15 protein-coding genes are annotated in these 11,461 nt (G+C 64.8%); 9 read left to right on the top strand and 6 right to left on the bottom strand.

The annotated features are described in order from the left end of the window. Complete coding sequence (locus tag E3O50_RS19185; protein ID WP_166787303.1) at positions 1-144, top strand: hypothetical protein; 144 nt, start codon at positions 1-3, stop codon at positions 142-144. A gap of 56 nt (positions 145-200) precedes the next feature. On the opposite strand, the gene E3O50_RS13110 is transcribed toward E3O50_RS19185, so the two are convergent. The 4 genes from E3O50_RS13110 to E3O50_RS13095 all read right to left on the bottom strand — a co-directional run bounded on the left by E3O50_RS13110 (position 201) and on the right by E3O50_RS13095 (position 4,071). Beyond that, positions 201-404 (bottom strand): hypothetical protein, encoded by a 204-nt coding sequence (locus tag E3O50_RS13110; RefSeq protein ID WP_134560788.1) that lies wholly within the window; start codon positions 402-404, stop codon positions 201-203. A gap of 415 nt (positions 405-819) precedes the next feature. Then, positions 820-1,116 (bottom strand): SHOCT domain-containing protein, encoded by a 297-nt coding sequence (locus tag E3O50_RS13105; RefSeq protein WP_134447456.1) that lies wholly within the window; start codon positions 1,114-1,116, stop codon positions 820-822. Between the two features lie 58 nt (positions 1,117-1,174). After that, on the bottom strand, positions 1,175-1,507 hold the full coding sequence (locus tag E3O50_RS19690; RefSeq protein ID WP_241975538.1) for a sulfocyanin-like copper-binding protein: 333 nt from the start codon (positions 1,505-1,507) through the stop codon (positions 1,175-1,177). 479 nt (positions 1,508-1,986) lie between these two features. Continuing rightward, a complete protein-coding gene (locus E3O50_RS13095) occupies positions 1,987-4,071 on the bottom strand; it encodes a copper-translocating P-type ATPase (protein WP_134560789.1) in 2,085 nt (694 codons plus the stop codon). An 850-nt stretch (positions 4,072-4,921) separates the two neighbouring features. Here E3O50_RS13095 and E3O50_RS13090 point away from each other — a divergent pair. From E3O50_RS13090 to E3O50_RS13055, 8 genes are all read left to right on the top strand, one after another. Beyond that, on the top strand, positions 4,922-5,515 hold the full coding sequence (locus tag E3O50_RS13090; RefSeq protein WP_347233272.1) for a DUF305 domain-containing protein: 594 nt from the start codon (positions 4,922-4,924) through the stop codon (positions 5,513-5,515). A gap of 140 nt (positions 5,516-5,655) precedes the next feature. Then, on the top strand, positions 5,656-6,021 hold the full coding sequence (locus E3O50_RS13085; RefSeq protein WP_134447452.1) for a BlaI/MecI/CopY family transcriptional regulator: 366 nt from the start codon (positions 5,656-5,658) through the stop codon (positions 6,019-6,021). Next, a complete protein-coding gene (locus E3O50_RS13080; protein WP_134560790.1) occupies positions 6,018-7,091 on the top strand; it encodes a M56 family metallopeptidase in 1,074 nt (357 codons plus the stop codon). Before E3O50_RS13085 ends, E3O50_RS13080 begins: the two co-directional genes overlap by 4 nt. 110 nt (positions 7,092-7,201) lie before the next feature. Next, positions 7,202-8,179: a cytochrome c biogenesis CcdA family protein gene (locus tag E3O50_RS13075; protein ID WP_134560791.1), complete on the top strand. Its 978-nt coding sequence runs from the start codon at positions 7,202-7,204 to the stop codon at positions 8,177-8,179. After that, complete coding sequence (locus E3O50_RS13070; protein ID WP_134560792.1) at positions 8,176-8,847, top strand: peroxiredoxin family protein; 672 nt, start codon at positions 8,176-8,178, stop codon at positions 8,845-8,847. Before E3O50_RS13075 ends, E3O50_RS13070 begins: the two co-directional genes overlap by 4 nt. Continuing rightward, positions 8,844-9,128: a thioredoxin family protein gene (locus E3O50_RS13065; RefSeq protein ID WP_134560793.1), complete on the top strand. Its 285-nt coding sequence runs from the start codon at positions 8,844-8,846 to the stop codon at positions 9,126-9,128. Before E3O50_RS13070 ends, E3O50_RS13065 begins: the two co-directional genes overlap by 4 nt. A gap of 1 nt (position 9,129) precedes the next feature. Then, entirely contained in the window at positions 9,130-9,336 is a 207-nt protein-coding gene (locus E3O50_RS13060; RefSeq protein WP_134560794.1) for a hypothetical protein, read from the top strand. 4 nt (positions 9,337-9,340) lie between these two features. After that, positions 9,341-9,775: a DUF3105 domain-containing protein gene (locus E3O50_RS13055; RefSeq protein WP_166790718.1), complete on the top strand. Its 435-nt coding sequence runs from the start codon at positions 9,341-9,343 to the stop codon at positions 9,773-9,775. A 158-nt stretch (positions 9,776-9,933) separates the two neighbouring features. Here the strand turns inward: E3O50_RS13055 and E3O50_RS13050 are convergent, their stop codons facing one another. Both E3O50_RS13050 and E3O50_RS13045 read right to left on the bottom strand, forming a co-directional pair. Further along, positions 9,934-10,647, bottom strand: coding sequence for a GAF and ANTAR domain-containing protein (locus E3O50_RS13050; protein ID WP_134447439.1), 714 nt, complete (start codon positions 10,645-10,647; stop codon positions 9,934-9,936). Continuing rightward, positions 10,640-11,332, bottom strand: coding sequence for a GAF and ANTAR domain-containing protein (locus E3O50_RS13045; protein WP_134560796.1), 693 nt, complete (start codon positions 11,330-11,332; stop codon positions 10,640-10,642). Before E3O50_RS13045 ends, E3O50_RS13050 begins: the two co-directional genes overlap by 8 nt. Between the last annotated feature and the right edge of the window lie 129 nt (positions 11,333-11,461).

Genomic DNA, 11,461 nt, shown 5'->3' with positions numbered 1-11,461 from the left:
GTGGACGACGCACAGGCACGAATCGATGCAGCGCCGCTGCCCGGGACGGGCGAATTGCGACGACGAAGCAACCCCGTCCTGCAGTTCATCCGCTTCCTCGGCCTGAACTGGACGATGTACCGACTCGCCAAACATCACGACTGACTGTCACCAGATGCGCGGGTCGCGTCGGCGGGGCAACCGCGCCTTCCGTGCGGTAGCTAGGGATACTCGGCGAGCAGGCGCTCTACCGCGTCGACCCCGCCGGCAAGGTAGTCCGCCCACGCCCAACCGGTGCGACCCGGCGCACCGGACTGGGTGGCCCATCGATCGCGGATGTCGCGAAGCGCCTCGTGGGTATCCTCGTCGGGAGAATCCGAAAGGAGACGGATTGCCCGACGCACCTCGGCAAGGGCCGCAGCCATTCCTTCGAAATACTTCAGGCTCTGCAAGCGGTCAGCGCCGCGCGAAAGAGTGCAGAGCGACTGGCCACCGGAGACGGCAACCAGTCGCTGATGTGTCTCGCTCTGAAGCCTGAGTGCGGAGGCGATGAGTGCCTCCCTGCTCGTCAACACTCGTTCGAAACCCCTCGCGAAGACGGGACAGTGCTGGTTAGTTGCAGGTGCAGCGTTGGGCGGGCGGAACATCGGCCATCACGCTGGCCACATGCTCGCCGCATCCAGCCCAGGTGATCTTGTTGCAACGGTCGCAGCGGACGGGACTACACATGGGTTTCTCCTTCATTGATGAAACGGAAGTACCAGTATACCCCGGGGGGGTATCAGATTGCATCAATGATTTGTCAGATGACGAACGGTCCCTAAGATTCCTGATCCTTGTCTAGCGCTTTCCATCGCCGCCGTCGGCACCGGACGATGGAATGCCAAGCACTTTCAGCTGTTCTCGATATTGATCGGCGCTCAGATCGCCGGCTGCGAAGCGCTCGTCCAGAATCTGGCGAGCCTTGCTCGGCTGCACGGCCCCTTCATCGCGCGACGTTGCCGCCCGCTGATCGTGGTGCTGTACCGAACCGCCAAAGGATCGGACCGCCCAAATGGCCAACAGCACGATGCCGACGACGACCAACAACCCGAAGGGCCATCCCCACGCCATGTAAGACCCGTTTCCCCACATCATATTTTTCTCCCTTGCTCTGTTCTGTTTCGATAGCTCAAGAATTCGCGTGTTCGTCGAGTCAGGACACGATCAGCTCCTGGTGCATCCCCGCGGCATAGTGGCCTGGCAGGTTGCAGACGATCTCGTATCGTCCCGGCGCCAGGTTGAGCGTCACCCAGCCGGCGCTCCCGGGAGCGATTCCGGAGCCTTCACCGGCGTTGCACGTTGCGGAGGCCTCGCCGAGACTCGCGGTCTCGTCGACTTTGTTTTCGCTGGAGGTCGGCCTGCTGCCCGCGACCTGCGAATCCGTCAGCGGAAGGATGACCAGTTCGTGGCGGATGCTGCCCTCATTAGTGGCCAGGAAGGAAACGACTCCTGAGCCGACACGGGATCGATCGATGCTGAGACTCATGGTCCCGCGTGGCATCGTTCGATTCCCCGTACTCTTACCCGTCATCCCGTTGTCAGCGCCCATCCTCGAGTTGTTGCCCATCATGGGTCCGCCCATGCTCCGCAGCGACACATTCACAATGGATCCCGCTAGTGGCGGCTGCACGCACGACGATCCGGCCGAGTTACCAAAGACTGGCGCGCTCCCGTTCGTGGCGGTGACGACACCGACGGACAGCCCAGTCAGACCGACGATTGTCGCGACAGCTCCAGCGATCGCCGTTACGACGAGTGCGTTCATGCGCATTTTGCTTCTCCTCTGACGATTTCGTTGAGGGTGTCCACTCTGCGCGCCCCGTATGCAGGACCGTTGGCGAGCGTGTGGAGACTGTATGGAGGATTGACTCGGGGGCTTACTTGCTGGAAGGCGAGCGTTGGGATGTTGTCCGGCTATCCGGCCTCATGGTTGGAGCCAAGTCCTGGTGATGGGATGGTTCATCCTCAGGGATTCCCTGCAGGCCGCGGCAGGCGTAGGCGCTTGAGCATCAGCGCGTTGAAGGCGACGATCACGCTGGAGCCGGACATCGAGATCGCCGCGATCTCGGGGCTGAGCCGGATTCCGAATGCGGGGAAGAAGACGCCAGCCGCGATCGGCAGGGCGATGGCGTTGTATCCGATCGCCCAGCCGAGGTTCTGCCGCATCTTCCGAACGGTTCCCTTCCCGATCCGCAGCGCGACGGGGACGTCCAACGGATCGGACCGCATCAACACGACATCCGCCGTCTCAATGGCGACGTCGGTGCCGGCACCGATCGCGATCCCCAGGTCGGCCTGCGCCAGCGCCGGGGCGTCATTGACTCCGTCGCCAACCATGGCAACGCGTTTGCCGGCGGCCTGAAGTTCGGTGATCTTCGCGGACTTGTCTTCGGGCAACACCTCGGCAATCACGGTATCGATCCCGAGCTGGGAGGCGATGCGTGCGGCGGTGGCTTCGTTGTCTCCGGTGAGCATGACGACCTGGATCCCGGCGTCATGCAGGGCGGCGACGGCTGCCGCAGCGGTCGGGCCCACGGCATCCGCCAGCGCAACGACGCCGGTCGCCTTGCCGTCCACGGCCAGCAGGACCGCGGTGCGTCCTGTTGACGCCAGCGCATCTCGTTGGTCCTTGACTGGTTCGATATCAACGCCTTGCGCGGTCATCAGCTTGCGGTTGCCGACAAGCACGCGGCGCCCGCTCACGGTCGCCCCGGCCCCGTGACCGGGTACGTTCTCGAAGTCGATGGCGTCGCTCACGGTCACACCCCGTCCCGCAGCGTAGCTGACCACCGCAGCGGCGAGCGGATGCTCCGACTCGCGCTCCACGGCGGCAGCGAGTGCCAGCAGGTCGTCTTCGTCGATTCCGATCGCGACGAAGTCGGTCACTTCCGGCTTGCCCTGGGTGAGGGTGCCGGTCTTGTCCATCACCACGGTGTCGATCCGTGCGGCCGTTTCCAGCGCGGTCGCAGTCTTGAACAAGACGCCGCGCCTGGCGCCAAGTCCGGTCCCGACCATGATCGCCGTCGGGGTCGCCAGCCCGAGCGCGTCCGGGCACGTGATGACGACCACGGTGATCGCGAACAGCATGGCCGTGGGACCGGTTGCGCCCGAGATCAGCCAGACAAGGAGGGTGGCGATTCCGCCGATCAGGGCGACCAGCACGAGCCAGAACGCCGCCCGGTCGGCCAGGCGCTGGCCGGGAGCCTTGGAATTCTGGGCCTCCTGCACGAGCGCGACGATCTGGGCGAGTGCGGTGTCCGCGCCCACCTTCGTCGCCCGGACCCGGAGGGTGCCCGTGGTGTTCACGGTGGCGCCGATCACCGTGGAGCCGGCCGTCTTGGCCACGGGAAGACTCTCCCCGGTGACCATGGATTCATCGATATCGGAATCACCGGACTCGACAACGCCGTCGGTGGGGACCTTGGATCCCGGGCGCACGAGCATCAGGTCGCCCGGAACAATGTCCGCGGTGGGAATTTCAACGGGTTCGCCCTCGCGGATCACGAAGGCCTGCGCGGGGGCCAGCTCGAGCAGGGTGCGGACGGCGTCATTGGCGCCGCCCCGTGCCCGCATTTCGACCCAGTGCCCCAGCAGTACAAAACTGGCCAGGACAGTGGCGGCCTCGTAGAAGACGTCGCCGCCGCCGGTCAGGGTGACCACGACGCTGTAGAGCCAGCCCGATCCGACGCCGACGGCCACAAGCACCATCATGTCGAGCGTTCTCGCCCGCAGCGCCCGGTAGGCGCCGTCGAAGAAGATCCATGCGGAGTAGAAGATCACCGGAAGTGAAAGGATCAGCGCTGCTATGTCGTCACGGAGCCCGAACGGTGCCTGAAAAGTGAACCCAATGACCTCCCGGCCGATCGGCGATAAAAGCGTGATCGGAACGGACAGGATCGCGGCCACCAGGAACCGGTTGCGCATATCCCGGATCATGCTGCTCATCGTCATGGTGCCATGGCCGCCGCCGTGCCCCATGCCGTCTTGCCTCGTCGTGGTCGTGGCTGCCGCATGCGCATGCATGATCCTGGTCTCGGCCGATGGGCTCATATGAACGATTCTCTCGAGGAAATTGCTGGTGCTCGACACCGTGTCTCTCGGTGCCTACATCATCAGCCTATACCCCCCATAGGTATGAGACCCTTGGTGACATCTGGCTGTCTCTTCGTGGAATCAGGTGGGCCCTCTCAGACCGCGCGGAGCATCCGTTGACTACAGTGTGAGCATTGCCGCCTCCGGACGGCACGGGAAGGAAGGGGACGCCATGGTGGAAGCTCAGCCGTGCAGGCGCGCGTTCACAGCCGCCGCGCAACTGCGCCTTTCGCTCCTCGGAATCCTCTCGGTTGCGGCCATCGTTTTCGGATTGGTAGCGATGCATGCAGGGATGGCGGCAGAATCCGAAGCCTCACCGCATTCCCACGCTATGTCTGACGCACATTCGAACATGTCAGTCCTCAGCGCAGGGGGGTCGGACTTCGAACTACCGTCCGCCTCGATTTCCATGGCATCTGCATCTGGAACGTCGCACCTGCCGTCGACTTGTCTCGGCATGTGTGCCACCGATTGCCTCATGACAGGGTCCGCGTGTGCCGCCGGACTCATCGCGCACTCCCCCAATCCTGCAGCCCAGCACGCAATTGCCCTCGTTGCCGACCGCTCCTCCGTGCGCGCAGCACCCACTTTCCCGCTTCGCCTCCCTCCACAACGACCGCCCTCGCTGACGGCCCTGTCGATTGGCCGCGTCTGATCAACAACCGGCTGTGAGCCTCCACCTGGTGCGGCGGACTCTCCCCATTCCAGCAATTTCCGTGTCTCGCTGCATCCGCGAGCACGCTCGCCGTCTCCGGATCTTCTTCCGCAGACGACAATCACGACCCTTGTTTGACAGATTGGACTCCCCTTGATTTCCCTACGCATTCCCCTCCTGACCGCCACCGCGCTAGCCGCAGCCATCGCCCTGTCCGCCTGTTCGGCCGGTGCCACCACGGCCGGCGGCGCCAGTGCATCCGCATCCTCCGCCCCCGCCGCATCGACAGCGGTGTTCAACGATGCCGACGTCTCGTTCGCCATGCCGATGGTCGACCACCACCAGCAGGCGATCACCATGGCCCAGACCATGCTCGACAAGACCGGGGTCGATCCACGCGTCACCGCTCTCGCCGAGCAGATCAAGGCGGCCCAGGGGCCGGAGATCACGATGATGAGCTCCTGGGTCACAGCCTGGGGTGCGACCGCCACCAACATGCCCGGAATGGACATGAGTTCAGGTTCCATGACCGATGGGGACATGGCCGCGCTCGACGCTGCGACCGGCCCGGCCTCGGACAAGCTGTTCCTCCAGCAGATGATCCAGCACCACCAGGGCGCGATCGACATGGCCGACGTCGAGCTCGAGGACGGGCAGAACCCGGAAGCACAGGCATTGGCCACGAAGATCATTGCCGACCAGACGGCGCAGATCAGACAAATGCAGGACATCCTGGCCACCATGTAGCCGACCCCCTGACAGGCCGCGGAGCGTTCATGGCACTCCGCGGCCCCTGGCCGCCTAATCAACTTAGGTGACTACGATTGACGTGAACTCCCATTTCCGGTCGGTTCGCGAGGGACACCAATTTTCGAAAGGGCTCGACGATGGCAAAGTTCGGTGATCTGGAAAACGCGATCATGAACGAGGTCTGGCAGGCCGAGAACCCGCTCCTGGTGCGGGAAATCCTCGACAGGCTCGATCGCGGGCTCGCCTACAACACCGTGCAGACGGTCACCGAGATCCTCAATCGCAAGGGCTGGCTCAGCAAGGAACGGGACGGCCGCGCATTCCGCTATGGTCCCGCGGCCACCCGGGACGATTATGTGTCCGGACTCATCCGCGAGGCGCTGTCCTTCGCCGACGATCGGGCGGCAGCACTCGTGGGCTTCGTCGACGAAATGCCCGACGACGAAGCAGCCGAACTCCGCCGTTTGCTTTCCGCCGCGCAGGACAACGAGCCGGAGTCATGACTGTCGCAATCATCCTGACCGTGTACGCGATAGCGCTCTCCCTTGCCGCCCCCCGGCTCCTGTTGCGCGCGAACTGGGTCGATCGCGCGCCTCGGCTCGCTATCGCGTCCTGGCAGGCCCTGACGGTCGCGGTCGTGGGCTCGCTGGCCCTCGCCGGCCTGTCCTTCGCGATTCCCATCGCCGGCCTGGGCGGACAGGGCATCATCGACGACCTCCAGGCTTGTGCAATGGCGCTGCAACAGCAGTATTCGACGCCGGCCGGTGCCGCCGTCGGTATTGGTGGGGCGCTGCTGGCCGGCGCCGTCATCACTCGCTGCTTCTGGGGCCTGGCATCAACGGGCGCCCGGATGTCACGGGAGCGCAATGCACATCGTCGAGTTCTGGACATGGTTGGTCGCCCGGATTTCGATCGCGATATCGTCATCCTCGATTCCACGGAAGCGGCGGTTTACTGCATGCCGGGAATCCACCGGCGCACTGTAGCCACCACGGCCGCGCTTCACGCTTTGACGGACGAGGAGCTCATCGCGGTTTTGGCCCATGAGCGCGCACACCTCACTGAACGGCATGACCTCGCCCTGGCATTCTCCGTGGCACTGTCGCAGGCCTTTCACGGGCTCCCGCCTTTCCGGCTGGCTGCGCGGGAGACGGCTCGCCTGGTTGAACTTCGTGCCGACGATGTCGCTGCCGCACGAACTCACCGGCTCACGGTCGCGGCGGCGCTCCTGGCCGTCGTAGCCGTGCCGCCGCATGCAGTGCCGGCCGTCGCACTCGGAGCCACTGGAACCGGGGCTGCGGCCCGCGTCCGCCGACTCCTCCCTCCACGCCAGTCTGTGGGTCGCGTCCCCGCGTGCGTTGCAGCGGCCGCGATCGCGCTGCTGCTGGTCGCGCCCGGACTCGCCCTCGGCTGGCCGGCCGTGACGAGCGCGGACCACGCGTTGTGCCCCGCCGAGCCGGAAACCAGCCTGTCGGCGTCCCTTTCTTCTTCCGGCAGCGCGCCTGCGCCTGCGCCCGCCGCGCATGCCCCGTGTGCCGTCGACAGCATGGACGAGGGTCGCTTCTCCAGCTGACTTTCAGCTTCGGCACGCCAGCTAGACAACTGCATCACCATCACCTAATCTCCTTAGGAGGATAGGTGAATGTCCGCGCAGGACGCGGCCCGAGTGAAGGCGACGAATATATGGAAAATCTACTGTTCGGCGGCACTCTGCTCGCCGCCTTCCTGGGCGGCCTGGTTGCCCTGCTCGCGCCCTGTTGCGTGTCGGTGATGTTGCCCGCCTACTTGGCGTCGGGCATGCGTCGGCGTTCCGGCATCGTGGGAGCGACCTTGGTCTTCGCTGCCGGGGTCGCGACCATCATCGTGCCGATCGGTTTGGGAGCAACGGCCCTGATCGGCCTGATCTCCGGCCAGCACGCGATCGTCTTCACGATCGCCGCCACGGCAATGCTGATCGGAGGAATCGCAATGCTGTTCGGCTGGAAGCTGCAGCTTCCGATGCTCGCCCGCCGCGTTCCCGCCGGTCACGGCCTTGCCTCGGTCTACGGACTCGGAGTGTTCTCCGGCGCGGCCAGCTCATGCTGCGCTCCGGTACTGATCGGCGTAGCGGTCCTCTCCGGCGCAACGGCTTCGTTCCCCGCCGCCCTGGCCGTTGGCCTCACGTATGTGGCCGGAATGGTCGCCCCCCTCGCCGTCCTGGCGCTGGTCTGGGACCGCAGGGACTGGGGCTCAAGCAAGTGGCTTCAGGGACGCCAGATCACCCTGCACCTGGGCCGGTACCGCCGCCGCCTCGCCGTCGGCAGTGCCGCCTCCGCCGTCCTACTCATCGTGATGGCCATCCTCACCTATATCCAGGCCGCCGTCGGACCCGGCATGACCTCAGGCGGCTGGCTCGCCCAGTTCGGCGCCGACCTCCAACACAGTGTCTCCGTCGCGACCAAGGCCCTCGCCTGGCTTCCCGGCTGGGCCGTGGCGATCGTGCTGGTTGCCTCCGGCGGCTATTTCGTGTGGCGCGCCACCCGCCACGCCGAGCCGAAGCCCCCGGAACCAACCCGGGCAACACCCGACGGGCCGGCTCAGTCCGCCGACTCTGAATCCAGCTGCTGCAGTGATGCAGCCCTCGAAACCCCCGCACACACAGGACAGGACACCACCAAATGAGTTCCGCCCATCAAGACACGCAACAAGCACCGAGCATCCGGTCCCGCCGCCCCGGCTGGTTCGGCTGGATCACCGGGCTGCTGATCGCCGGCATCGTCCTCGCCGGGCTATACGGCGTCTTCGCCAGCGCCAACGCCCCGAAGACGGCAGCCGCCGGTACGACGACGCAGTCGTCGTACGACGTCGGAACCCCCGGCATCGGTCAGGTCGCACCAGGCTTCACGCTCGCCGACAACTCCGGCGGCCAGGTGTCCCTGGCCGACTACTCCGGCAAGAATGTGCTGCTCTTCTTTCAGGAAGGCCTGGCCTGCGAACCATGCTGGACGCAGATCACCAGCCTGGAAACGGACGCCGCGAAGCTCCAGGCCGCGGGAATCGACGCCGTCGTGTCCATCACAACCGACCCGGCCCAGCAAATCGCTCGGAAAACCACCGACATGGGCCTGAAAACCCCGGTCCTGTCCGACCCCGACCTGGTCACTTCGAAAAAGTACCACGCCAACGAATTCGGCATGATGGGCACCAGCACCGATGGCCACAGCTTCATCCTCGTGGGTCCCGACGGCACCATCACATGGCGCGCCGACTACGGCGGGGCTCCGAAGTACACCATGTTCGTGCCCGTCGACCAGCTTCTCCTCGACCTGAAGACCGATACGACGTCATGATCACCCTGACCCTGCTCACTCAAGGCGACTGCCCCTCCTGTATCGCGGGAAAGAGAGTACTTGCCGAATTGTCCGCCGAATTCGCCCTCCAGATCGACGAGGTCGACGTGAACAGCGACACCGGCCGCGCGATCGCCCGTGAGCAGCGCCTGGCCTTCACCCCCGGGCTTGTCGCCGACGGCCGGCTGATCGCGCACGGGCGTCTGTCGACCCGCGCCCTCCGGCGGAAATTCACCACCATGGTCAAAACCACCCAATCAACCCAACCAGAAGGATCCTGACATGCAGCAATTCCTGTACATCCTCCCCGCCCTGATCTGCCCCGTCGGCATGGGCCTGATGATGTGGTTCATGATGCGCGGACGCGGCCGCGGCAAAACAGCCGACGGTCCCGAAGAACAGGAACTCGCCCGCCTGCGCGCCGAAGTCGCCGCCCTCCGTCCACACGCCACGGCATTCGATGAACGGCGCGGCACCGACGTCCGTTGACGGCGTGCAGACCTTTCCGAACCAGACATCCGAGCACGTCACCGGGACCGTGAAATACGACGCGCTGCCACCGGTGGGCGGAGACCACTCCGTCACTCTCCTGAACTGTGGCGTGTATTCCGAGAACGTCCCCAATGAGAATGCGGTGCACTCTCTCGAGCACGGCGCCGTCTGGGTCGCCTACGACGCGTCAACGGTGACGGGTGATCAACTCGCAGCGCTGCGCAAGGTGATCCCCTCCACATACGCGATCCTCTCTCCGTTCTCCGGTCTCCCGTCGTCGATCGTCGCATCGGCATGGGGCGCGCAGCTCGACATCAGCGACCCTTCCGACCCCCGGCTCGCGGCATTCATTGCCCAGTACCGCGGGGCCACAACCGCTCCGGAACCGGGTTCGCCCTGCACCGTCGGCCTTGACGGTCCCGGCAAAGTGTCCTGACCCAACGCGATCCGGATCCCGCTCGATTGTCTTCCGAGCGACACGCATCGGGTTCGGCTCGCCAACCAGGAGCACAGCATCGCCTGGACCCCTTCAGGCGATATGCGTCCGGCCCCTCACCGCGCGCGAGCCACCGAGGCGAACTCGGGCCGGAGGCCTCAGATCACAAGGGTCTGGTCAACGAGACCTTGGGCCACTCTCGACAACAGCAAGCGGTTGGTTCGGGCGTACGTCCGCAGCAGGATGAACGCTTCCTCCATGGAGATGCCGCGAGAGTGCGCAAGCACGCCTTTGGCCTGTTCGATCACCACTCGGGACGTCAGTGCGTTGGTGAGCTGTTCGCGAACGGACATGCTTTCCCGAAGCGTGCGTTCCTGCAGGATTCCAATCGTGGCCACGTCGGCTAGCGCCTGTGCGGCTCGAACGTCCCGGGGCGGCAAGGCTCCGGGAACGCTGGACAGCAGGTTGAGTGCACCGATCGTGGTCTCGCGCAACCGCAGTGGTATGGCGAAGACGGCAGCGAATCCCTGTTCCCGGGCGCTGTCCCGAAAACGTTGCCACTCGGGAGGGCTGTCCTCAACGTCCGGCAGCGATACGACAGAGCCTGTCGTGAAGGATTCCACGCAGGGGCCCGCACGGGCACTCAATTGCATGACTTCGACGAGCCTGCTCGCCTCACTGGTCGAGGCGATCACCTCCAACTCGCCGTCGGCATCCGCCAGGAGGATGCCCGCCGCCGAGATGTCGAAGAGATCCGCGCAACTCTCGACCAGCGTCTGCAGAAGATCGACCACGTCATAGTCGGCCACGAGGGTGTCGGCGAGGGTCGCGAACGTGTCGATCAAGCGATCCTCGCGGGTGCTGTCAATCATGAGACCCTTCGATCTGCTTTTCGTTCACGGCAAAGCTCAATCGACGGTCGATGATCTCGGCTGAAATGTCGAGCATGGATCGTCCGGCGGCGAACGCATGTCCCTGGATCACGAGGAAGGCATCCGTGGCGGGAATGCCCAGCTGCGCCAGGACCATGCCCGTGGCCTGATGGATCTCCCGACGAGAGAATGCCCGCCGGGTGGCCGTGTCGGCCTCACCCACGAGGTCACTTTCGGACAGCCGGAGAGCTCGAGAGAGAACCATCCGGCTCACCACGGTTGCGAGGATCTCGATGTGCCGGATGTCTTGCTCACCGAGGCGAAACGGGTGGTTCGTGTACAGGTCGATCGCCCCGATGCGCAGCGGGCCCAGCATCAATGGAAAAGCAAAGAGCGCACCGAAATCTTCGGCGATGATTGCTTCCGAAAAGGCCGGCCACACGTGGTTGGGCCGTTCACGGATGTCCGGCTCCAGGACTGGCGCCGCAGTCTCCAGCGCGTCCCAGCACGGGCCCTCACCAAGATCGAATTGCAGCTCGTCGAGCCGGAACGATTGCGCGTCGCTCGCGGAAATTGTTTCAGCGGCGAGAATGTGGCCGAACGTGGAGATGGACAGCCCGTCGACAGGCAACAGAGCCAGAAGGGGCTCATACAGGCGCGATTCGTCACCCGTCAGAGCGTTCAACGAGTCCTCCGTCGCGGCTAGTCGGTCAGGCTGTCAAGGGCCATGAAGAACTGCCCACTGGCGGCCACGGAAAATGCCCGCTGATGGCCATGAAAACTGCCCACTCATGGCCAACAGATCTGCCCACCA

It is taken from the genome of Cryobacterium sp. MDB1-18-1 (assembly GCF_004402735.1).
GTDB classification, from domain to species: domain Bacteria; phylum Actinomycetota; class Actinomycetes; order Actinomycetales; family Microbacteriaceae; genus Cryobacterium; species Cryobacterium glucosi.
Note: the sequence above shows the minus strand (reverse complement) of the source record. Positions and strands in the feature narration are given on the sequence as shown.

Coding starts and splice junctions, on each gene's coding strand:
- E3O50_RS13050 (WP_134447439.1), bottom strand. CDS start 10,647: ATGATTGACAGCACCCGCGAGGATCGCTTGATCGACACGTTCGCGACC.
- E3O50_RS13110 (WP_134560788.1), bottom strand. CDS start 404: ATGGCTGCGGCCCTTGCCGAGGTGCGTCGGGCAATCCGTCTCCTTTCG.
- E3O50_RS13080 (WP_134560790.1), top strand. CDS start 6,018: ATGACTGTCGCAATCATCCTGACCGTGTACGCGATAGCGCTCTCCCTT.
- E3O50_RS13065 (WP_134560793.1), top strand. CDS start 8,844: ATGATCACCCTGACCCTGCTCACTCAAGGCGACTGCCCCTCCTGTATC.
- E3O50_RS19690 (WP_241975538.1), bottom strand. CDS start 1,507: ATGAGTCTCAGCATCGATCGATCCCGTGTCGGCTCAGGAGTCGTTTCC.
- E3O50_RS13070 (WP_134560792.1), top strand. CDS start 8,176: ATGAGTTCCGCCCATCAAGACACGCAACAAGCACCGAGCATCCGGTCC.
- E3O50_RS13075 (WP_134560791.1), top strand. CDS start 7,202: ATGGAAAATCTACTGTTCGGCGGCACTCTGCTCGCCGCCTTCCTGGGC.
- E3O50_RS13085 (WP_134447452.1), top strand. CDS start 5,656: ATGGCAAAGTTCGGTGATCTGGAAAACGCGATCATGAACGAGGTCTGG.
- E3O50_RS13095 (WP_134560789.1), bottom strand. CDS start 4,071: ATGAGCCCATCGGCCGAGACCAGGATCATGCATGCGCATGCGGCAGCC.
- E3O50_RS13060 (WP_134560794.1), top strand. CDS start 9,130: ATGCAGCAATTCCTGTACATCCTCCCCGCCCTGATCTGCCCCGTCGGC.
- E3O50_RS13105 (WP_134447456.1), bottom strand. CDS start 1,116: ATGATGTGGGGAAACGGGTCTTACATGGCGTGGGGATGGCCCTTCGGG.